Origin of the sequence: Haloarchaeobius marinus (genome assembly GCF_051207415.1) — an archaeon.
Lineage (GTDB): Archaea > Halobacteriota > Halobacteria > Halobacteriales > Natrialbaceae > Haloarchaeobius.
In genome coordinates, this window is the sequence record NZ_JBPKGD010000002.1 from 604,386 (window position 1) to 624,298 (window position 19,913).

At 67.2% G+C, this 19,913-nt stretch carries 17 protein-coding genes; 7 read left to right on the top strand and 10 right to left on the bottom strand.

All coding sequences use genetic code 11. The features are described 5' to 3' along the window. Positions 1–5: 5 nt before the first annotated feature. Genes ACSC1W_RS09130 through ACSC1W_RS09150 form a run of 5 tightly spaced genes read right to left on the bottom strand, consistent with a single transcriptional unit; the run spans position 6 to position 5,023 of the window. On the bottom strand, positions 6–719 hold the full coding sequence (locus ACSC1W_RS09130; RefSeq protein WP_435346835.1) for an ABC transporter ATP-binding protein: 714 nt from the start codon (positions 717–719) through the stop codon (positions 6–8). Continuing rightward, positions 716–1,537 carry an ABC transporter ATP-binding protein gene (locus tag ACSC1W_RS09135; RefSeq protein WP_435346836.1) on the bottom strand — a complete coding sequence of 274 codons (822 nt, stop codon included), beginning with the start codon at positions 1,535–1,537 and terminating at the stop codon, positions 716–718. The genes ACSC1W_RS09130 and ACSC1W_RS09135 overlap by 4 nt, the downstream gene beginning before the upstream one ends. After that, entirely contained in the window at positions 1,530–2,792 is a 1,263-nt protein-coding gene (locus tag ACSC1W_RS09140; RefSeq protein ID WP_435346838.1) for a branched-chain amino acid ABC transporter permease, read from the bottom strand. The genes ACSC1W_RS09135 and ACSC1W_RS09140 overlap by 8 nt, the downstream gene beginning before the upstream one ends. Position 2,793: 1 nt before the next feature. Beyond that, positions 2,794–3,705, bottom strand: coding sequence for a branched-chain amino acid ABC transporter permease (locus tag ACSC1W_RS09145; RefSeq protein WP_435346840.1), 912 nt, complete (start codon positions 3,703–3,705; stop codon positions 2,794–2,796). A 7-nt stretch (positions 3,706–3,712) separates the two neighbouring features. Beyond that, a complete protein-coding gene (locus ACSC1W_RS09150) occupies positions 3,713–5,023 on the bottom strand; it encodes an ABC transporter substrate-binding protein (RefSeq protein ID WP_435346842.1) in 1,311 nt (436 codons plus the stop codon). Positions 5,024–5,221: 198 nt separating this feature from the next. Here ACSC1W_RS09150 and ACSC1W_RS09155 point away from each other — a divergent pair, with 198 nt between their 5' ends. Beyond that, positions 5,222–6,061: a proline dehydrogenase family protein gene (locus ACSC1W_RS09155; protein ID WP_435346844.1), complete on the top strand. Its 840-nt coding sequence runs from the start codon at positions 5,222–5,224 to the stop codon at positions 6,059–6,061. Positions 6,062–6,227: 166 nt separating this feature from the next. Here ACSC1W_RS09155 and ACSC1W_RS09160 read toward each other — a convergent pair whose 3' ends face one another. Further along, positions 6,228–6,950: a helix-turn-helix domain-containing protein gene (locus tag ACSC1W_RS09160; RefSeq protein WP_435346846.1), complete on the bottom strand. Its 723-nt coding sequence runs from the start codon at positions 6,948–6,950 to the stop codon at positions 6,228–6,230. Positions 6,951–7,093: 143 nt separating this feature from the next. Between ACSC1W_RS09160 and ACSC1W_RS09165 the strand changes: the two genes are divergently transcribed. Then, positions 7,094–7,876, top strand: a complete 783-nt coding sequence (locus ACSC1W_RS09165) for a M14 family metallopeptidase (RefSeq protein ID WP_435346847.1) — start codon at positions 7,094–7,096, stop codon at positions 7,874–7,876. Between the two features lie 20 nt (positions 7,877–7,896). Here ACSC1W_RS09165 and ACSC1W_RS09170 read toward each other — a convergent pair whose 3' ends face one another. From ACSC1W_RS09170 to ACSC1W_RS09180, 3 genes are read right to left on the bottom strand one after another with little or no spacing between them, the layout of a single operon-like run. Continuing rightward, positions 7,897–8,730, bottom strand: a complete 834-nt coding sequence (locus tag ACSC1W_RS09170; protein WP_435346849.1) for a hypothetical protein — start codon at positions 8,728–8,730, stop codon at positions 7,897–7,899. Continuing rightward, entirely contained in the window at positions 8,727–9,179 is a 453-nt protein-coding gene (locus ACSC1W_RS09175; protein WP_435346851.1) for a UPF0179 family protein, read from the bottom strand. Before ACSC1W_RS09175 ends, ACSC1W_RS09170 begins: the two co-directional genes overlap by 4 nt. Before the next feature lie 25 nt (positions 9,180–9,204). Further along, the gene (locus tag ACSC1W_RS09180) at positions 9,205–9,603 is read right to left on the bottom strand and encodes a DUF5820 family protein (protein ID WP_435346853.1); all 399 of its coding nucleotides are present in this window, start codon (positions 9,601–9,603) and stop codon (positions 9,205–9,207) included. Between the two features lie 119 nt (positions 9,604–9,722). Here ACSC1W_RS09180 and ACSC1W_RS09185 point away from each other — a divergent pair, with 119 nt between their 5' ends. The 5 genes from ACSC1W_RS09185 to ACSC1W_RS09205 all read left to right on the top strand — a co-directional run bounded on the left by ACSC1W_RS09185 (position 9,723) and on the right by ACSC1W_RS09205 (position 18,509). After that, entirely contained in the window at positions 9,723–10,358 is a 636-nt protein-coding gene (locus ACSC1W_RS09185; protein WP_435346855.1) for a cupin domain-containing protein, read from the top strand. Positions 10,359–10,854: 496 nt separating this feature from the next. After that, complete coding sequence (locus ACSC1W_RS09190; protein ID WP_435346857.1) at positions 10,855–12,927, top strand: PrkA family serine protein kinase; 2,073 nt, start codon at positions 10,855–10,857, stop codon at positions 12,925–12,927. After that, the gene (locus ACSC1W_RS09195) at positions 12,927–15,212 is read left to right on the top strand and encodes a PrkA family serine protein kinase (RefSeq protein ID WP_435346859.1); all 2,286 of its coding nucleotides are present in this window, start codon (positions 12,927–12,929) and stop codon (positions 15,210–15,212) included. The genes ACSC1W_RS09190 and ACSC1W_RS09195 overlap by 1 nt, the downstream gene beginning before the upstream one ends. Next, on the top strand, positions 15,203–16,510 hold the full coding sequence (locus ACSC1W_RS09200; protein ID WP_435346861.1) for a YeaH/YhbH family protein: 1,308 nt from the start codon (positions 15,203–15,205) through the stop codon (positions 16,508–16,510). Before ACSC1W_RS09195 ends, ACSC1W_RS09200 begins: the two co-directional genes overlap by 10 nt. Next, positions 16,503–18,509 carry a SpoVR family protein gene (locus ACSC1W_RS09205; protein ID WP_435346862.1) on the top strand — a complete coding sequence of 669 codons (2,007 nt, stop codon included), beginning with the start codon at positions 16,503–16,505 and terminating at the stop codon, positions 18,507–18,509. The genes ACSC1W_RS09200 and ACSC1W_RS09205 overlap by 8 nt, the downstream gene beginning before the upstream one ends. Before the next feature lie 15 nt (positions 18,510–18,524). Here ACSC1W_RS09205 and ACSC1W_RS09210 read toward each other — a convergent pair whose 3' ends face one another. Further along, entirely contained in the window at positions 18,525–19,889 is a 1,365-nt protein-coding gene (locus ACSC1W_RS09210; RefSeq protein ID WP_435346864.1) for a DUF7827 domain-containing protein, read from the bottom strand. Positions 19,890–19,913: the final 24 nt, after the last annotated feature.

Here is a 19,913-nt window from a genome sequence, read left to right on the forward strand (position 1 = left end):
GGGTGTTACGCGCCAAGGTAGAGCTTCGAGACCTCCTCGTTGTCGAGGAGCTCGTCGGCGGCGTCCTCGAACCGGACGGTGCCCTGGTCGAGCACGTAACCGCGGTCGGAGATGCCCAGGCCCTTCTTGGCGTTCTGTTCGACCATGAGGATGGCCGTGTCGAGCTCGTTCACGTCCTGCACGTGGCCGAACACCTCGTCGGCGGTGTTCGGCGCGAGCCCGGCCGACGGCTCGTCGATGAGGAGCACGTCGGGCTCCATCACGAGCGCCCGGGCGAACGCGAGCACCTGGCGCTGGCCGCCGGAGAGCGTCCGTGCCTTCGACTTCCGGCGCTCGTCGAGCAGCGGGAACTGGTCGTACAGCTCCCCGATGACCCGGTCGAGGCCGCTCTTCCGGGCGACGCCGCCCATGCGGAGGTTCTCGTCGATGGTCAGCGACCCGAACACGTTGTCCGTCTGCGGGACGTAGCCGATGCCTTCGCGGACGATGTCCTCGGGGGCCATCCCGCCGATCTGGGTGCCGTGGTAGGTCACCGAGCCGGTCCACGGCGTCAGCAAGCCGAAGGCCGTCTTCAGCACGGTCGACTTGCCGGCGCCGTTCGGGCCGATGAGGCAGACGATCTCGTTCTCGTTCAGATGCAGGGAGAGGTCGGTGAGCACCTGGACCTCGCCGTAGCCGCTGTCGACGTCGGCGAGTTCGAGGACGGGCGTTCCGCTCATGCGTCACCTCCGAGGTAGGCGTCGATGACGCGCTCGTCGGTCTGCACCGCGTCCGGCGGGCCCTCCATCAGCACGTTCCCCTGGTTCAGCACGACGATGGGGTCGGCGAGCTCCATGACGAACTCCATGTCGTGCTCGATGATACAGAACGTGGTTCCCTGCTCGTTGAGCCGCCGAATCTGCTCGGCGAGGTCGTTGCGCAGCGTCGGGTTGACGCCGGCGACCGGCTCGTCGAGCAGCAGTATCTCGGGGTCGGCGAGCATCGCCCGGGCGAGTTCGACCAGCTTCATCTGCCCGCCCGAGATGTCGGTCGCGGGCTGGGTCGCGAGGTGGTCGATCTCGAACTCCTCGAGGATGCGCTGGGCCTCCTCCATGTTGGCCGACTCGGCTGCAGCCACCTCGTCGGCCGAGGTGAACAGCTTCACGAACGACTCGCCGGGCTGCTCGCGCGGGCCGACGAGCATCGCCTCGCGGACGGTCATGCCCTCGAGCTTGCGCGGGGTCTGGAACGTCCGGATGAGGCCCGCCTCGGCGACCTCGTACGGCTCCCGGCCGGTCACGTCGACACCGTTGACCTCGACGCGACCGCCGTCGGGCTCGTAGAAGCCCGAGATGAGGTTGAAGATGGTCGACTTGCCGGCGCCGTTCGGGCCGATGAGCCCGGTGATGGTGCCGCGTTCGACCTCGAAGGTCGCGTGGTCGGTCGCCACGAGGCCACCGAAGCGCTTCTGCAGGTCGTCGACGCGGAGGACGACGTCCTCCTTCTCCATGTCGGCGCCCTCGTGGCGCTCGCGCATGGAGGTGGCACCTTCACTCATCGGTACCACCCCGTGCCTCGCGGACACCGACGTCGGGGCCCTCCGGCACCTCGTCGACCGTGCCCGGCCAGATTAGCTCGCGCTGTGGCGGCAGCAGGCCCTCCGGCCGGAAGCGCATCAGGAGGATGATGATGATCCCGATGAGCAGCAGCCGCAGGGGGCCGCCGATGCCGGCGAGCGAGAGGACGACCTCGGTCGCGCCCACGTCGAACGACAGCGAGACCTCGTTGAGGAACCGGGTCCCCTCGCGGATGGCGACGACGACGAAGCCGCCGAACAGCGCGCCGCGGTTCGAGCCGCTGCCGCCGAGGATGACCGCGACCCAGACGTAGAACGTCGTGATGGGGTCGAGGTCGCCCGGGCTGACGTACAGGTTCAGGTGCGCGTAGAACACGCCGGCCAGCGCCATCACGAGGCTACCCAGCACGAACGACTGCATCTTGAACGAGTACGTGTTCTTGCCGAGCGCCCGGGCGAGGTCCTCGTCGGCGCGGATGGTCCGCAGCACGCGACCCCACGGCGAGCGATGGACGCGCCGGAGCACAGCGTAGCTGACGCCGAGGAACACGAGGACGAGCGAGACGTTCAGCAGCGCCCGCCAGAACGGCGTGCCGAGCACGATGTCCTGGCCGAACGTGATGCCGATGTCGACCAACGGCAGCGAGATCGTGACCGAACCGCCGGGCACGAGGTCGATGGTCGTCTCGGGCATCGACTGTGGGAAGGTCGCGAGCACCGGCCACCCCTCGAAGAAGCTGGGGATGCCACGGACGCCCGCACTGCCGTTCGTCAGTCCCTGCTCGTTCAGCACGATGAGGCGGATGACCTCGGCCAACCCGAGCGAGGCGATGGCGAGGTAGTCCGCCCGCAAGCGCAGCGTCGGGACGCCGATGGCGATCGCGAGCACGGCCGCCACGACGAGCGCGACGACCAGCCCGACCATCGGGTTGAACCCGCCCGCGATGGGCGAGGAGCTCGCGCTCATCAGCGCGGTGCCGTACGCACCGATGCCGAAGAACGCGGCGACGCTGAAGTTGATGAGTCCGGTGAACCCCCACTGGGAGTTCAGCCCGAGCGACAGCAGCGCGTACATGCTGGCGAGCCCGAGCAGGAACAGGAAGTACGACGGGTTCAGCCCGCCGGTCAGCAGGCCGAACACGAGGAACAGCGCGAACCCGACGATGAACAGGGAGACGCCCTGCTCGGCGCGAGTCAGGTCGGCGAACTCGTCGGTGGGGTCGCTGAGCCAGCTCATCTCAGGTCGCCTCCCCCATGATTCCGTTCGGTCTGAGCAGCAACACGGCGACCATGATGACGAACACCACCGCCTCGGCGTACTCGGTGCCGATGGGGATGCCGTAGTCGGTCAGGATGGGCATCAGCTCGTGGACCATCCCGATGAGGAAGCCGCCGAGCATCGCGCCGTACACCGAACCGATGCCGCCGAGGATGACGGCGGCGAAGATGAGCAGCAGCAGCGAGAAACCCATCCGGGGCGAGAGCTGGTTGAACAGGCCGAGGAAGACGCCCCCGGCACCGGCCAGCCCGGCCCCGATGACCCACGTCCAGAGCTTCACCCGAGCGGTCCGGATGCCGCTGACGCGGGCGAGCTCGGGGTTGTCGGCCATCGCACGCATCTTGCGACCGAGGTCGGTGTACTGCAGCATGAGGTGCAGCCCGGTGACGAGGATGGCCGCCGAGAGCACGATTGCGACGTCGTGCTCGGTGATGCGGACGTCGTACGCGATGAGCCACTCGATGGGGCGGAGCGTCTGCACGTCGTACCGGGTGAAGTCCGCGCCGAAGCGGATCTGGACGATGGCCCGGTAGATGAACGCGGCCCCGATGGACGTGATGAGCAGGCCGATGGAGCCGACGTCCATCGCCTCGTAGACGATCTTCTCCGTGAGCACGGCGACGATGGCCGCGGCGGCGATGCCGGCGAGCAGCGCCACGAAGAAACCGAACGGGAGTCCGAGCACCGCACCGCCGAGGCCGCCGACGGCGCCGAAGGTCAGCAGCGCCGTGTACGCCCCGATGGTCATCGTGTCCCCGTGGGCGAAGTTCGCGAAGTCCGCGATGCTGTACACCAGCGAGAGCCCGATGCTCCCGAGTACGATGATGCTGCTGAATATCAGACCGTTGGCAAGATATTCGAGAAGGGGCATCGGTGGCTTAGCCTTCGATGAAGCCGATGCCGACGTAGTCGTGGTTCTGGACCTCGAGTATCTGCAGGAACCCCTTCGGGTCGCCGTTCTCGTCGAAGTCGATGGGGCCGCTGACGCCCTGGTAGTCGACGTCGTCCGGGCCGCCGCCGTCGGCGAGGATCTGGTGGGCCGCCTCGTAGGAGGTGACCTCCTCGCCCTCGGGGCCGCTCACCCGGCGGACTGTCTCCTGGAGCGCCGCGCCGGTGAACTCGTCCGCCGCCTGGATGGCCAGCGCCGCGTTGATGACGCAGTCGTAGGCGTAGGCGGACCAGACGGTCGGGGCCTCGCCGTACTCGTCCTCGAACGTCGAGGCGAACTGCTGGTAGTTCTCCTCCTCGACGGGCGCGGACGGGACCACGATCTTCATGCCGTTCATGCTGCCCTCTGGCGTGTTCTCGAGGACGTCCGTGCCGGAGACGGAGTCCGCGCCGTACATCGGCGCCTCGTACCCGCTAGAGTACATCTCGTTGACCATCGTCGTGAACTCCGGCTGGTACGTGATGAACAGCCAGGCGTCCGCGCCGGAGCTGTTCATCTGCGAGACGACGCTCGAGTAGGACTGCTGCTCCTGGTCGTGGGAGTTGTTGTACGCGATCTCCCCGTCCCAGTTCTCGACGAACGCGTCGGCGAGGCTCTGCCCGTAGTCGTTGTTGACGTAGGTGAGCGCGACGCTGTCGTGGCCGTCCTCGGCCATGATGTTCGCCAGCGCGAGCGACTGCGTGCGGCCCGTCGGCGACATCCGGAGCAGTCCGGGGAAGTCGGTCAGGCTCAGGCCGGTGGAGTTCTGGCTGAGCTGGACGACGTCGGTCCCCTGAACGACGCTCTCGTAGATTGCCAGCGAGACGCCGGAGCCCACCGCGCCGATGAGGAACGGGACGCCGTCCTGGTTCACGAGCTTCTGTGCCGCCGAGACACCGCCCTGTGGTTCGGACTGGGAGTCCTCGACGATGATGCTGAGCTCGCCGTCCTTCACGCCGACCTCGTTGACGGCCGCGAGCGCGAGGTCCTTCCCGCGCTGGTTGCGTTGCCCGAACGCGGACAGCGAGCCGGTCGTCGAGTCGACCATCCCGATCTCGAACGTCGTGCCGCCACCACCACCGCCGTCCTGAGTCGTCTGGGTGCCGTCACCGCCACCCCCACCATCTTGGGTGGTCTCCGTGTCGTCACCGCCGTCGTCGGAGTTCGTGCTGATGCAGCCGGCAAGCGTCACCACTCCCGCTCCGCCGCCGATCTTGAGTACTGTTCTCCTGTCCATCTCTCCCTTGCTGTTCGGTGTCATGGTCTGTACTGAACAAATATTCGAGTGAAGTTAACCCCTCACCTACCATGGTCGGGGACTCCACGCCCCCTTGGTACGTGGTAATGATAATCTCTCCGTATGTGTGTCGTTCTCACTCGGGGTATATATTCATTTCTCAGGTGGCAGAAGTAATTGGTCGGGTGCCCGTATAGGGGGTTCGAGTGCGCAGTAGGTGGCATGATACCACCCATCGCCAACAACTTCGTCGCCGGCGAGACGCCGGCGGAGGCGGTCCAGCACGCCCGCGAGCTGAACCGCCGCGACGTCGCCGTCATCCTCAACCTGCTCGGCGAGCACTACGACGACCGGGCCGAGGCGGACGCCGACGCGGACGCCTACGTCGACCTCGCCGAAACCATCGCCGGCGACGACCTCGACGCCTGTATCTCGGTGAAGCCCAGCCAAATCGGCCTCTCGCTCTCGGACGACGCCTTCCGCGAGAACCTCGCCCGCATCGTCGAGGTGGCCGACGCCCACGGCGTGTTCGTCTGGATCGACATGGAAGACCACCCGACGACCGACGTGACCCTCGACGCGTTCGAGCGCCACGCCCGCGAGACCGACGGCAACGTCGGCGTCTGCGTGCAGGCGAACCTCGAGCGGACCCGGGAGGACCTCGAACGGCTCGCCGACCTCCCCGGGAAGGTCCGCCTGGTGAAGGGTGCCTACGACGAGCCCGCCGAGATCGCCTACCGGAAGAAGGCGAAGGTCGACGAGGTGTACCGCGACCTCCTCGCGTTCATGTTCGAGTCGTTCGACGACGGTGTCGCGGTCGGCAGCCACGACCCCGCGATGATCGAGTACGCCGCCGAGCTGCACGCCGAGCACGGCACTCCCTACGAGGTCCAGATGCTCATGGGCGTGCGCGAGGAGGCGCAGTTCGGCCTCGCGGCCGACGGCGTCGAGGTCTGGCAGTACGTCCCCTACGGCGGCAAGTGGTTCTCGTACTTCTACCGGCGGGTGCGGGAGCGCAAGTCGAACGCACTGTTCGCGCTGCGGGCCGTTGTGGGGCGGTGAGCGGTCACCGGTCGTCTCGGGTCCGCCGAACCGGACCCGGCCCGAACGCCCCGGCGACCGGTCGAGGACGTGCTGCTGTAACGGGGGACACCGACCAGTCCGACGGCTCGTGGTCGACAGCTGTCGGTGAGAAACGGGACCACGAGCCGCGCCGGCGTCCCGGCCGCTACGGGTCGAGCAGCTTCGCCTCTGCCTTGCGCAGGTGTTCGAGCAGCGTCGTCTTCGAGATGTCGAGGTCGTCGGCGAGTTCGCGGGTCGACGTGCCACGGGGCCACTCGAAGTAGCCGGCCTCGCGGGCGTGCTCGAACACCTTGCGCTGTGCGGCGGTGAGTGTGTCGAACCGCTGCTCGCGGGGCAACTTGGTTCCGGAGTCCGACGATGTGATGGCGGAGACCGACACCTCCGCGTCGGCCTCCTCGCGGACGCAGTCGAGTTGCTCCTGGATTTCGGTGCGCTCGCCGGCGAAGCCGACCTGCCACTCCTCGCGGCCGTCCTCGATGCGGACCGGCGCGCTGTGGACGAAGCCGTGCTGGAGCAGCGTCGGGCAGACCATGTCGTTCGGGTCGTACTCGAGGAAGAACTCCCGGACGACGTTGCCCGGCGCGTTGCGTGCGCGGCCGAAGCGCTGTTGCAGCTCCTGGACCTCGCCGGCGTGGTCCGTCTCGCGGATGGCGTCGAGCAGCCGCTCGACCTCACGCTCCGTCGAGCCGTAGGCGGTGAACAGTCCGTTGACGGTGTTGGCCGTTCGGACGTCGGTCTGGGGAGAGTCGTAGATCGCGTGGGCGAGGACGCCGCCTGTTCGTCGGCCCGTCGCTTCGATCGCCCAGCAGTTCGGGTGCCACAGTTCCAGCGTCAGTCTCGTTCCCGGTGTCTGGTCGGCCAACGCCATCGGTTGTATAGCCTCTGGGCGTTTTGTGTGTGTATCGCCCTATCAGCCCCCGGCCGACCATGGTCGGGACGGGGGGTGTGGGCCCGCCAACCGGCGAAGCGGTTCGAACGGTTTTACTCCCCTCGACCCATGAGACGTGACGAATGCAGGTGACGAAGCTGGGGGATGGGCGTGCGGACGTCGCCGTCGTGGCCGCGGTCCACGGCGACGAACCCTGCGGTGTACGAGCCATCGAGCGACTGCTCGGGGACCGGCCGGCGGTCGAGCGGCCGGTCAAACTCGTGGTCGCGAACGAGGAGGCACTGGAGCGTGGCGTCCGGTACGTCGAGGAGGACCTGAACCGGGCGTTCCCGGGCTACCCGGACGGTGAGACACACGAGAAGCGCCTGGCGTACGACCTCGCGCACGAACTGGAGGGGTGTCGAACGCTGGCGATGCACTCGACGCAGTCCCACGACGAACCGTTTGCCGTGGTCGACGGCGTCGACGACTTCGCCCGGGAGATCTGTCCGCGATTGCCCGTCGCGTCGGTCGTCGAGACCGGGCGGTTCGTCGAGGGACGCATCTTCAAGGCCGTCCCGGAGACCGTCGAGGTGGAGTGCGGACTGCAGGGCACCGAGGACGCGGCGTGGAACGCCTACCGACTGGTGCTCGGGTTCCTGATGGCGACGGGCGTCCTGCCGGGAATCGCCCCGTCCCGGCGGACGCCGGTGTTCCGACTGACGAGGCGCATCCCCAAGACGAGGGCCGACGAGTACGAGGTGTTCGCCTCGAACTTCGCCCCGGTCGAGGCGGGCGAGACGTACGCCGCCGTCGACGGCGAGGGCGTCCTCGCCGAGGAGCCGTTCTATCCCGTCCTGCTCTCCTCCTACGGCTACGAGGACGTGTTCGGCTACGCCGCAGAACGGATCGGGACGGTCGGCTGAGCCGGTCGCGCCGTCGACGCCTACAGTTCGTCGCGTCGCCCGATAGCTGCCAGCAACGCCTCCGTCTGGACGCCGGTCAGCGCGGCGACCTCGTCTGCGGGCCGGTCGAACGTGTCGAACGCGAGCATGGCGGCCTGCAGGCGGACGATGCGTCGACAGTCGGCGTCCGAGCGGGCGTCGGGGTCGAACGCCGGGTCGGACCCGGTGGCGACCTCCAGGTGGTAGCTGGCGGCGACGACGTCGCGGTACACCTCGTCGTCGACGACCGCGCTCTCGGACTCGACGAGGGCGACGAGGCGTGCGAGGACGGCGAGGCCGGTCGAGAGCAGGTGCGCCAGGTCGCCGTCGCCCGTCTCGCGGGCCTGCCGGGCGTCGAGTGCAGCACGTTCCAGTCGCTCCAGCAAGATGGCCAGTCCGAGGTAGGGTTCCGGGTCGTCCGGTTCGGCGAGCAACTGGGCGAGCAGTTGCCCCTGCCACCGGCCGGCGTTCCGGACGACGGTTCGGACGACCGTCTCCAGCGGGTCGTCCACCGGCAGGTCCTCGCCGAGGGTTCCGAGCGCGTCGGGGTCGGACAGCGAGACGCCGAACCGGTCGGCGTACTCGCTCGCGGTCTCCCGGAAGCGCTCCTCGCGCGGGCGACTCAACACGTCGTCGGCGAGGACGCCGGGTTCGGGGAGTCCGACCGCGCCGGTGCCCTGTCGGGCGAGCGAGAGCATCGGCGATAGGCCGGCCGCGAGGACGTCCTCCGGGGGCGTCGGTTCGCGGTCGGAGAGCGAGTCCGGCGGGGCGTCGTCCGGGGCGGCCCGGTCGTCGTCCACGTCGGTCGGGTCGGGCGGGCCGTTCCCGCCGGTCATGCGTCCTCGTCCGGCGCGAACTCGACCAGCGTCAGGTCGCGGTCGAGGTGACAGTAGTCGTGGGGCGGGTCGCCGACGACCTCGGCGATGCGGTGCTCCTCGGTGAGCGACGCTCCGTCCGGTTCGCAGAACTGGTGGCTCGGGCAGTCGGTGTGCGGGCAGGGCCCGGCGAGTTCGACCTTGCTCCCGGCGTAGGCCTGCCGGGACGGCACGTTCGCGCGGACCGCCGCGGGTTCTACCTCGACGGCGCGGACGCCCTCGTCGTGGACCGCACAGTCGAGCGTCTGGGCGTTCTGCCGGACGTCCGTGACCCGATACTTGACGCCCGCCGTGAGGTTGAGGCATTGACTGCGATATGGACAGCCGTCACAGGCGCTCGCCTCGCCCTCGTAGACGAACTCCTGGTCGGGGTCGGCGAGACGGGCCCCGATGAGCGTGACCTTCGACATGGGTCGCCGTAGGAGTGGGATTCGGTTAAGACTGTCCCGTCAGTTCGCGCAGTTTCGCGACGTAGTCGTCCCGCGGGACCTGGTACACGTCGCCGGGGTCGACCTCGCCGTCGGCGAACCGGCGGGCGAGTTCGACGGTCCCCTCGACGCCGGCCTCGCGGTCGGGGAACCGGTTGGTCTCCTGCAGTTCCACCTCCGGTTCGAGGTAGAGGGTGACGTACCAGTCGCCGGAGCGGGCGTCGTCGAGAGAGATGCCGGGGCGGCGATGGTTCCTGCGGCCACGGGTCAGGTACAGCGTCGGGAGACACGGCGCGGGGAACTGGCTGGAGTCGAACACGTCGGGGCGGTACGCGAGCACGCACCGGCCCTCGGGTTCCTCGTTCCACACGACCCAACCCTCCGGCAGGTCCTCGAAGTCGCTCATACCCGTCCGTATCGCGTTCGGACGGTTAAGGCTGCTCGATTCGGCCCCGTGACGCGGGCGGCCGGTCGACCGGTCGTCGCCCACGAACGCATTTGTCCCTGCCGGACGAGCGACGGGACATGGAGACAGTCTCGCTGGACGACGTGGACCCGGAGGCAGTCGGACCGGACGGCGAGCGTCGCGGTCTATCTGGGCCACTCGGCACGACTGACGTCGCGTGCAACCACTACCGCATCCCGCCCGGGGAGGGGTTCCCCAGCGGCCTCCACGCCCACGCCGACCAGGAGGAGGTGTTCCTGGTCCTCGACGGCGAGGCGACGTTCGAGACGTACGGGCTGGAGGGGGACGACCTTGCGGTCGAAGGCAGAGACGGGAACGGCCAGCAGCGCCTCGGGCGAGAGGTGACCGTGAGTGCTGGCGAAGCCGTCCGATTCGCCCCCGGCGAGTTCCAGTCGGGCAGGAACGACGGGGACGACGTCCTCGTCGCCGTCGCGCTCGGTGCGCCACGGGACAGCGCCGACGTCCGGTTCCCGCTGCCGTGTCCGGAGTGCGACCACGCCGACGTGCGCCTCGACCCTGCCGGCGGCGAACCGGCGTTCGTCTGCCCGGCCTGCGACGCGGTACGGATTCCCGAGCCCTGCCCGACCTGTGGCGGCGAGGATATGCGCGTCGTACTCGACGCGGGCTTGCAGGTAGCGGTTGCCTGTCGGGGCTGTGGCGCGGAGTTCGAGACGCCGCCGGCCCGGCGGCCGTAGACGGCACCGGTCGACGGCCGGAATAGTGTCAGTCAGAAATGGAATCCCGTTGATTCAAGCGTGGTTTATAAACAGTCCCAGTATCGTGACCGTCTACCGGTGATGCGTCTGACGCTTTCGCGGGACGAAACCGATTCCTTTAAAGTGAGTTTTGGCCCAGATAAATATTCCTTGGGGTCAAACTTATACAGGTCCGTCCCTCAACTACTGGTACCCCTCGGTATCCCCGCACTACCACGCATGGGCGATTCGGACCGCAGACGGTTCGAAACGCGTCACTATCCGTGGCCGTCCCTGCGAGGCTGGGTGACGCGGGTTCACACATGGCACGAAAGATGTCTGCTGCAGGTCACGACGGCCCCGGACGGAGCGTCGATGCCGCAGCACCAGTCGTGGGCGGCGGGGATTCACCGAGCAAGTCGCCGGTCGTGAGGAACGGCGCACGACGGCCCGGCGTGCGCCACCGCGCGACCGCGACCCCCCTGTCCGTGATAGCATGAACGAGACCAGAGAATCACTAGCGGAACTGAGCACCGATTACAAGGAGTCGATACCCGCCGACCTGCGCGAGACGAAGTCGTTCGAGTGGTACCTCGACGAACTGTACGAGGACCCCCTCGTCGCGCGAAACGCCCACCAGCGGGTCGCGGACATGTTCGACTTCTACGGTACCGAGTACGACGAACAGGAGGGAATCGTCAAGTACAAACTCGCCACCGAAGACCCGCTCAACGACGGAGAGAACACCTTCTACGGCAACGTCATCCACCAGTCGATACACGAGTTCATCAACAAGGTGAAATCGGGGGCGCGAGGGCTCGGTCCCGAACGACGTATCAAACTCCTGCTCGGACCGGTGGGGTCCGGCAAGTCCCACTTCGACCGGATGGTCCGGCAGTACTTCGAGGACTACACCCTCCGCGACGACGGTCGAATGTACACGTTCCGGTGGACGAACCTCTGCGACGTCGTCCGCGACCAGGACCCCGCCGACGACGTCGTCCGGTCGCCGATGAACCAGGACCCCCTCGTGCTACTCCCGCACAGGCAGCGCCAGACGGTCATCGAGGACATCAACGAGCGCCACGAGGCGCCCTACACCATCCGGAACGAGCAGTCACTGGACCCCGAGTCCGAGTTCTACATGGACCGCCTGCTCGAGGAGTACGACGACGACCTCGAGGCGGTCCTCCAGAACCACGTCGAGGTCATCCGACTCGTCGCCGACGAGAACAAGCGCCAGTGCCTGGAGACGTTCGAACCGAAGGACAAGAAGAACCAGGACGAGACCGAACTGACCGGCGACGTCAACTACTCGAAGATCGCGATCTACGGGGAGTCCGACCCACGCGCCTTCGACTACTCCGGCGCGTTCTGTAACGCCAACCGGGGCATCTTCTCGGGGGAGGAGCTGTTGAAGCTCCAGCGCGAGTTCCTCTACGACTTCCTGCACGCCACCCAGGAGATGACCATCAAGCCGAAGAACAACCCCCGGATCGACATCGACCAGGTCATCGTCGGCCGGACGAACATGCCCGAGTACAAGGACAAGAAGGGCGACGAGAAGATGGAGGCGTTCAACGACCGGACCAAGCGCATCGACTTCCCCTACGTGCTCGGCTACGAGGAGGAGGCCGACATCTACCGGAAGATGCTGAACAACGCCGACGTCCCCGACATCAACGTCGAGCCTCACACGCTCGAGATGGCCGGGCTGTTCGCCGTCCTCACCCGCATCGAGGAACCCGACACCGAGACGGTCGAGATGATCCAGAAGGCCAAGGCCTACAACGGGGAGATAGACGACGGCGACGACATCGACGTCAAGAAGCTCCGCGAGGAGGCCGAGACGAAGGCCGAGATCGGCGAGGGCATGGAGGGCGTCTCGCCCCGCTTCATCGGGGACGAAATCGCCGAGGCCATCATGGACTCCAAGCACCGGGCTCGCGGCTTCCTCTCGCCGCTGACGGTGTTCAACTTCTTCGAGGGCAACCTCGAACACCACGGCTCCATCCCGGAGGAGAACTTCGAGACGTACTACCGCTACCTCGAACTCGTCCGCGAGGAGTACAAGGCCCGTGCCATCGAGGACGTCCGGCACGCGCTGGCGTACGACATCGACGAGATCCGCCGCCAGGGCGAGAAGTACATGGACCACGTCATGGCGTACATCGACGACGACACCATCGAGGACGACATCACCGGCCGGGAGCAGGAACCCGACGAGAAGTTCATGCGCTCCATCGAGGAGAACCTGAACATCCCCGAGGACCGGAAGAACGACTTCCGCCAGGAGGTCTCGAACTGGGTCTCCCGCCGGGCCCGTGAGGGCGACACGTTCAGCCCGCAGGACAACGAGCGCCTCCGCCGGGCGCTGGAACGCAAGCTCTGGGAGGACAAGAAACACAACATCAACTTCAGCGCCCTCGTCAGCGCCAACGAGACCGACGACGACGAGCGCAACGCGTGGGTCGACGCCCTCATCGAACAGGGCTACTCCCGCGACGGCGCGAAGGAAGTGCTCGAGTTCGCTGGCGCGGAGGTCGCCAAAGCAGAGATGGAAGAGTGATGAGCAGAGGAGACGACTACGTCACGGCCGGCGACAGGGCGCTCGAGGACACCTACGAGGAGCCGATGCACCTCTCGGAGTACGTCGACCGGGTGTTCGAACAGCCCTCGATCGCCTCCCACGCCTCGAAGTACCTCCTCCAGGCAATCGAGGCGGCCGGGACCCGGACCGTCGTCGAGGAGGGCGAGGAGAAGGAGCGCTACCGGTTCTTCGACGACCCCCACAACGACGGCGAACACGCCATCCTCGGGAACACGGACGTCCTCAACTCGTTCGTGGACGACTTGCGCTCCATCGCGGCCGGTCGGGGCAAGCAGGAGAAGATACTCTGGTTCGGCGGCCCGACGGCCACCGGCAAGTCCGAGTTGAAGCGCTGTCTCATCAACGGGTTGCGCGAGTACTCCAAGACGTCCGAAGGGCGGCGCTACACCGTCGAGTGGAACGTCACGTCCGCGGACGGCGGCCGCGGCCTGAGCTACGGCGACGAACTCGGCGGCGACGACGAGAACGACTGGTACGAGTCGCCGGTGCAGGTCCACCCGCTGTCGGTGTTCCCCGACGCGGTCCGGGAGGACCTGCTGACGACGCTCAACGACGAGATCGACTCCGACGTGCCCATCCGCGTCGAGGAACGCCTGGACCCCTTCAGCCGCGAGGCGTACGAGTTCCTCGAGGAGCGCTACCGCCGCAACGGGCACACGGACCTGTTCTCGGCCATCGCCGACAGTCGTCACCTGCGCGTGAAGAACTACGTCGTCGACCTCGGACAAGGAATCGGCGTCCTCCACAGCGAGGACGACGGGTCGCCGAAGGAGCGCCTCGTCGGTTCGTGGATGCACGGCATGCTCCAGAAACTCGACTCGCGCGGTCGGAAGAACCCGCAGGCGTTCAGCTACGACGGCGTGCTCTCGCAGGGCAACGGCCTGTTGACCATCGTCGAGGACGCCGCACAGCACGCCGACCTGCTCCAGAAACTGCTGAACGTCCCCGACGAGGGGACGGTCAAACTCGACAAGGGCATCGGGATGGACGTCGACACCCAGTTGCTCATCATCTCGAACCCCGACCTCGAGGCGACGCTGAACCAGCACGCCGAACGGCAGGGGATGGACCCGCTGAAGGCGCTCAAACGCCGACTCGACAAGCACGAGTTCACCTACCTGACGAACCTCTCGCTGGAGACGGAGCTCATCCGTCGGGAGTTGACCGGCGAGACGTCGGTGTGGACCGCTGGGTCGTACGACGAACTGGAGGCGAAGATACGCCAACCCGTATCGGTCACGGTCAAGCAGTCGTCGGGGACGCTCACGGACAGGGAGTTCGCACCGCACGCCATCGAGGCAGCGGCGCTCTACAGCGTCGTCACCCGACTCGACGACGAGGACCTGCCGACGGGACTGGACCTCGTCGACAAGGCCATCCTCTTCGACCGTGGCTACCTGCAGGAGGGCGACACCAGGCGCGAGACCGACGAGTTCGACTTCGAGGACGACGCGAGCGACGGGAGCCACGGCATCCCGGTCACGTACACCCGCGACGTGCTGGCGGACCTGCTCCACGAGGAGACCGACCGACATCACCCGGACCTCGCCGTCGAACGGGTCGTCATGCCCCGCGACGTGCTGAACGCCATGGCGGAGAACCTGGTCGACGCGCCCGTCTTCTCCACCGGCGAACGGACCGAGTTCGAGTCCCGCGTCGCCCAGGTGAAGAACCACGTCTTCGGCCGGCAGGAACAGGACGTCGTCGACGCGATGATGCACGACCGCACCGTCGACGAGTCGACCGTCGCCGAGTACGTCGAACACGTCTACGCCTGGGAGACGGGCGACCCGATAGTCAACGACCGGGGCGAGTACGTCGACCCCGACCCGCTGAAGATGAAGGTGTTCGAGGTGGAACACCTCGGCCGCTTCGACGAGGGCGAGTACGAGGGCGACCAGCCGACCGAGGCCGTCGCCTCGTTCCGCCGCGAGAAGATAATCACGGCGCTGAACCGCCACGCGTGGGAGCACCGCGACGAGGACTTCGCCATCGAGAACGTCGACCTGACCGCCATCCCGGTCATCAAGTCGGTCCTCGAGTCGAACGACTGGGACGACGTGCGCCGGACCTACGAGGACTTCGAACCCAGCCAGTGGGACGACCCGCCGGGAGGGACCGAGACCGCCGACCTGAAGGCGAAGACCGTCGACGCCATGGTGACCCAGCAGGGCTACTCCGAGGCGTCGGCCGAACTGACCAGCAGACACGTCATGGGGCAGATAGCGTACAAATGGGACTGAAAGACGACCTCGAACGATTCCGCGACGTCGGCGAAGAGCGCCGCGAGGACCTCAAGGAGTTCATCCAGTACGGCGAACTCGGCAAGAGCGGTGCGGACGAGGTCCGGATTCCGATCAAGATAGTCGACCTCCCGTCGTTCGAGTACGACCAGCGCGACCAGGGCGGCGTCGGGCAGGGGGACGCCGAGGTCGGCCAGCCGGTCGGCCAGCCCCAGCCACAGCCTGGCGAGGGCGAGGAGGGCGACCCCGGCGAGGAGGGGGCCGAACACGAGTACTACGAGATGGACCCCGAGGAGTTCGCCGAGGAACTCGACGAGGAACTCGGCCTCGACCTCGAACCGAAGGGCAAGCGCGTCGTCGAGGAGAAGGAGGGCCCGTTCACGGACATCACCCGGTCCGGCCCCGACTCGACCCTCGACTTCGAGCGCATGTTCAAGGAAGGTCTCAAGCGCAAGCTGACGATGGACTTCGACGAGGACTTCGTCCGTGAGGTGCTGAAGATAGACGGCTGGGGTCCCCGCAAGGCGTTCGAGTGGGCGCGGGGGGAGAACCTCCCCGTCTCGATGGCCTGGCTGGAGGACGCCTACGCCGACATCCCCCGCGAGGAACGCACGACGTGGTCCTCCATCGAGGAGGTCGAGGAGCACGTCGACCGCCAGACCGTCACCGAGAAGATCCGCCGGGAGGGCATCAAGCACGTCCCGTTCCGTCGCGAGGACGAGCGCTACCGCCACCCGGAGGTCGTCGAGGAGAAGGAGAAGAACGTCGTCGTCGTCAACATCCGCGACGTGTCCGGGTCGATGCGGGAGAAGAAGCGCGAACTCGTCGAGCGCGTGTTCACGCCGCTCGACTGGTACCTGACGGGCAAGTACGACAACGCCGCGTTCGTCTACATCGCCCACGACGCCGAGGCCTGGGAGGTCGACCGCGAGGAGTTCTTCGGCATCCGGTCGGGCGGTGGCACGAAGATTTCGAGCGCCTACGAACTCGCGGCCGAACTGCTCGAGGAATACCCGTTCAGCGAGTGGAACCGCTACGTCTTCGCGGCCGGGGACTCCGAGAACTCCTCGAACGACACCGAAGAGCGAGTCATCCCGATGATGGAGCAGATTCCGGCGAACCTGCACGCCTACGTCGAGACCCAGCCGACCGGGACGGCTATCAACGCGACCCACGCGGAGGAGGTGGAGTCGCACTTCGCCGGCAGCGACGACGTCGCCGTCGCGTACGTCTCCGGCCCCGACGACGTGACCGACGCCATCTACACCATCCTATCGACGGAGAACGACGATGAGTAACGCAGATAGAATCGAGAAACAGCGCATCGCCGGCGAGTTGCGAGAACCGGTCGAAGAGGCCCGCAACCTCGCCGAGAAACTCGGCCTGTCGCCGTACGACGTGAACTACTGGATCGTCGACTACGACGAGATGAACGAACTCATCGCGTACGGCGGCTTCCAGCACCGCTACCCGCACTGGCGCTGGGGGATGCAGTACGACCGCCAGCAGAAGCAGGGCCAGTACAGCGGCGGCAAGGCGTTCGAGATCGTCAACAACGACGACCCGGCCCACGCCTTCCTGCAGGAGTCGAACACCCTGGCCGACCAGAAGGCGGTCATCACCCACGTCGAGGCCCACTCCGACTTCTTCGCGAACAACGAGTGGTTCCAGCTGTTCTCGTCGGGGACGCCCAACGCGGCCGCGATGCTCGAACGGCACGCCCGGGCCATCTCGGAGTACATGCAGGACCCCGACATCGAGCGCGCCGAGGTCGAGCGCTGGGTCGAGCACGCGCTGGCGCTCGAGGACAACATCGACCAGCACCAGCCCTACCAGCCGGTGAGTTCCGTCGTCGAGGAACCGCCGGAGGGCGTCGACACGGAGAAGCTGGCCGACCAGCTGGAGCAGTTGAACCTCTCCGACGAGGTCCGCCGGGAGGTGTTCGACGACGCCTGGCTCGAAGCACTGGAGGACGAGGACGGCCCGACGACGTTCCCGGAGAGCCCACAGAAGGACGTACTGGCGTTCCTGCGTACCCACGGCAAGCAGTACGACGACGAGGCCGAGAAGGCAGTCGAGATGGAACCGTGGCAGCGCGACGTGCTGGACATGATGCGTGCCGAGGCGTACTACTTCGCCCCGCAGAAGATGACGAAGATAATGAACGAGGGGTGGGCGAGCCTGTGGGAGTCGCGGATGATGACCGACGAACTGTTCGCCGGCGACGACGAGTTCCTCAACTACGCCGACCACATGTCCGCGGTGCTGGGGTCGCCCGGGCTGAACCCCTACAGCCTGGGGATGGAGATATGGCAGTACATCGAGAACACGACCAACCGCAAGGAGGTCGTCGACAAACTGCTGCGCGTGAAGGGCATCACCTGGCGCAACCTCAAGGACACCGTGGACTTCGCGGCGGTTCGAACGCGCCTCGAACCGCCCGAAGCGCTCGCCCGCGTCGACTCGGACAACCTCGACGCGGTCGCGGAGTTGCCCGACGAATACCTCGACGCCGACGGCCTGGCGGCCGCACGGGCCGGGGAGGTCGACGTCGACGCGTACCCCTGGAAGGTGCTCTCCTACGAGGGCCTGTGCCGGCGACACTACTCGCTGGTCAAGCGCCAGCACCAGGGCTTCCTCGGGCGCATCAGCCAGTCCGACCTGGAGCGAATCGGCCGGTACCTGTTCGACGACCAGGTGTACGACTCCGTCGAGGAGGCGCTCGAAGACGTGGACTTCACCGCCGGGTGGGACCGGATGCGCGAGGTGCGCCGGAGCCACAACGACGTGACGTTCGTCGACGAGTTCCTCACCCAGGAGTTCATCGACGAGAACGAGTACTTCACCTACGAGTACTCGGAGGCGACGGGACAGTTCCGCGTCGCCAGTCAGGACGCCGACGACGTCAAGAAGAAGCTGCTGTTGCAGTTCACGAACTTCGGCAAGCCGACCATCGCCGTGTACGACGGCAACTACAACAACCGGAACGAACTGCTGCTCGGCCACAAGTACAACGGCGTGATGCTGGACGTCCACCAGGCCAGACAGACCCTCGAACGCGTCTTCGCGCTGTGGGGACGGCCGGTGAACCTCCTCACCATCGTCAAGGAGGTCTCCGACCACGACCGCGAGGTCGCGCGTCGTCGCAACCGCGAGCCGGAACCGACCGAGCAGGGCAAGCTCGTCCGGTTCGACGGCGAGGAGTTCCAGGAGGAGGACGTCCCCTGGGAGGACGTCGAACACCTCGCGGCCGACGACGTGGACTACGACACCAAGCCCGAGGACTGGCTGGCCTGACCGGTCGCGCTTTCGTCAGCGTCGTGCCCGAACCCGCCCAGCGACGCCGAGAGCCAGACCGACGAGCGCCGCGACCGCGTCGAACCCCGGTTGCGCGCCGACGGGGTCGCGCGTCCCCGGGACGAGCGTCGGGTCGGTGTTCCGGGACTCGTTCGTCAGTCGAATCGAGAGCGTCCCGGTCAGTATCTGTGCCCCGGGTTCTGCGCGAGCACCCCACTCGACGGTCCCTTCGGTCAGTGGACCGGTGTCCACGTCGACGGTGACCGTCTCCCGGGTCCGCGGCCCCACCGTGACCGGTGCGGTGACGTTCACGTCGCCGAGCGTGACGACGACGGTGCCCTCGCCGACGCGTTCGCCGCGATTGATGACCCCGACCTCGAAGGTGGCGTTTCGCCCCTCGATGACGTACTCCGGCGTGGACACGTCGACGACCTCGAGGACGGCCCGGTCGGGTTCGGTGCCGGCGGGGGCGACGTGCACCAGCCCCACGGTCGAGAGTCGACTCACCGCGTAGGGGTTCGACGCGGCGACGACCATCTCGACGCGGTAGTCCCGACCGGCCTCCAGCACGGACCCGTTCGGCGGGAAGCCGACCACGAACTCGTCTCGTGCAGGGTAGTGGAGGAACGTCGCGTTCGCCAGCGAGACCGGCGTCCGGTCGTCGGCGGTCAGGAGGCGAACGGTCGCTCCTTCGGTGCCGTTTCCGGTGAGGTCGTCGAGGCTGTCGACGTAGCCGTGGATGCTCGGCTGTTCGACGACGACGAAGAGCCACTCGTCCTTCTCGACGGTGCCGCTGAGACCGGCACGGGAGAGCGCGGCCTCGGGGTCCTCCAGCGGCGGTCCCTCGAGGACCGTGACGGTCCCCCGGCGGACGGGGTCCGTGTCGAGGACGACGGTGCCGTTCGCCACGGGAGTCCCCGCGTCGTTCCGGACGGTCACGTCGAAGCGGCCGACGCCGACGTGGGCGTCCCGTCTCGGCGTGGTTCGTCGGGCCTCGACGACCCGGTCCGGGCCCGCCGAGACGGTCCGGTTCGCCACCGCGGACTGCCGGACGACGCCGGCGTGGTAGGTGTTCCACCGGAGGTGGACGACGCCGTCGCCGTCTGCGTCGGCGACGCGGACCTCCAGCCGGTAGCCGACGCTCTCGTTGCCGAGGACGACGGTCGCCCCGGTCTCGTTCTCGCCCAGTTCGACTGGTATCGTCGCCACGTCCCCGGGCTGGTCGGTCACGTCGTGGGGGACCGACCAGCCCGTCCCGCCCCCACCGTCGAGGTCTTCGACCACCGGCTCACTGGCGTGGCTGCCGGTCGCCCCACCGACGCCGGCCACCACACCGGCGACGAGCAGGAGACAGCAGCAGACCGTGTAACCCCGTGTCATCGGTCTCGATACCACACCCCTCGA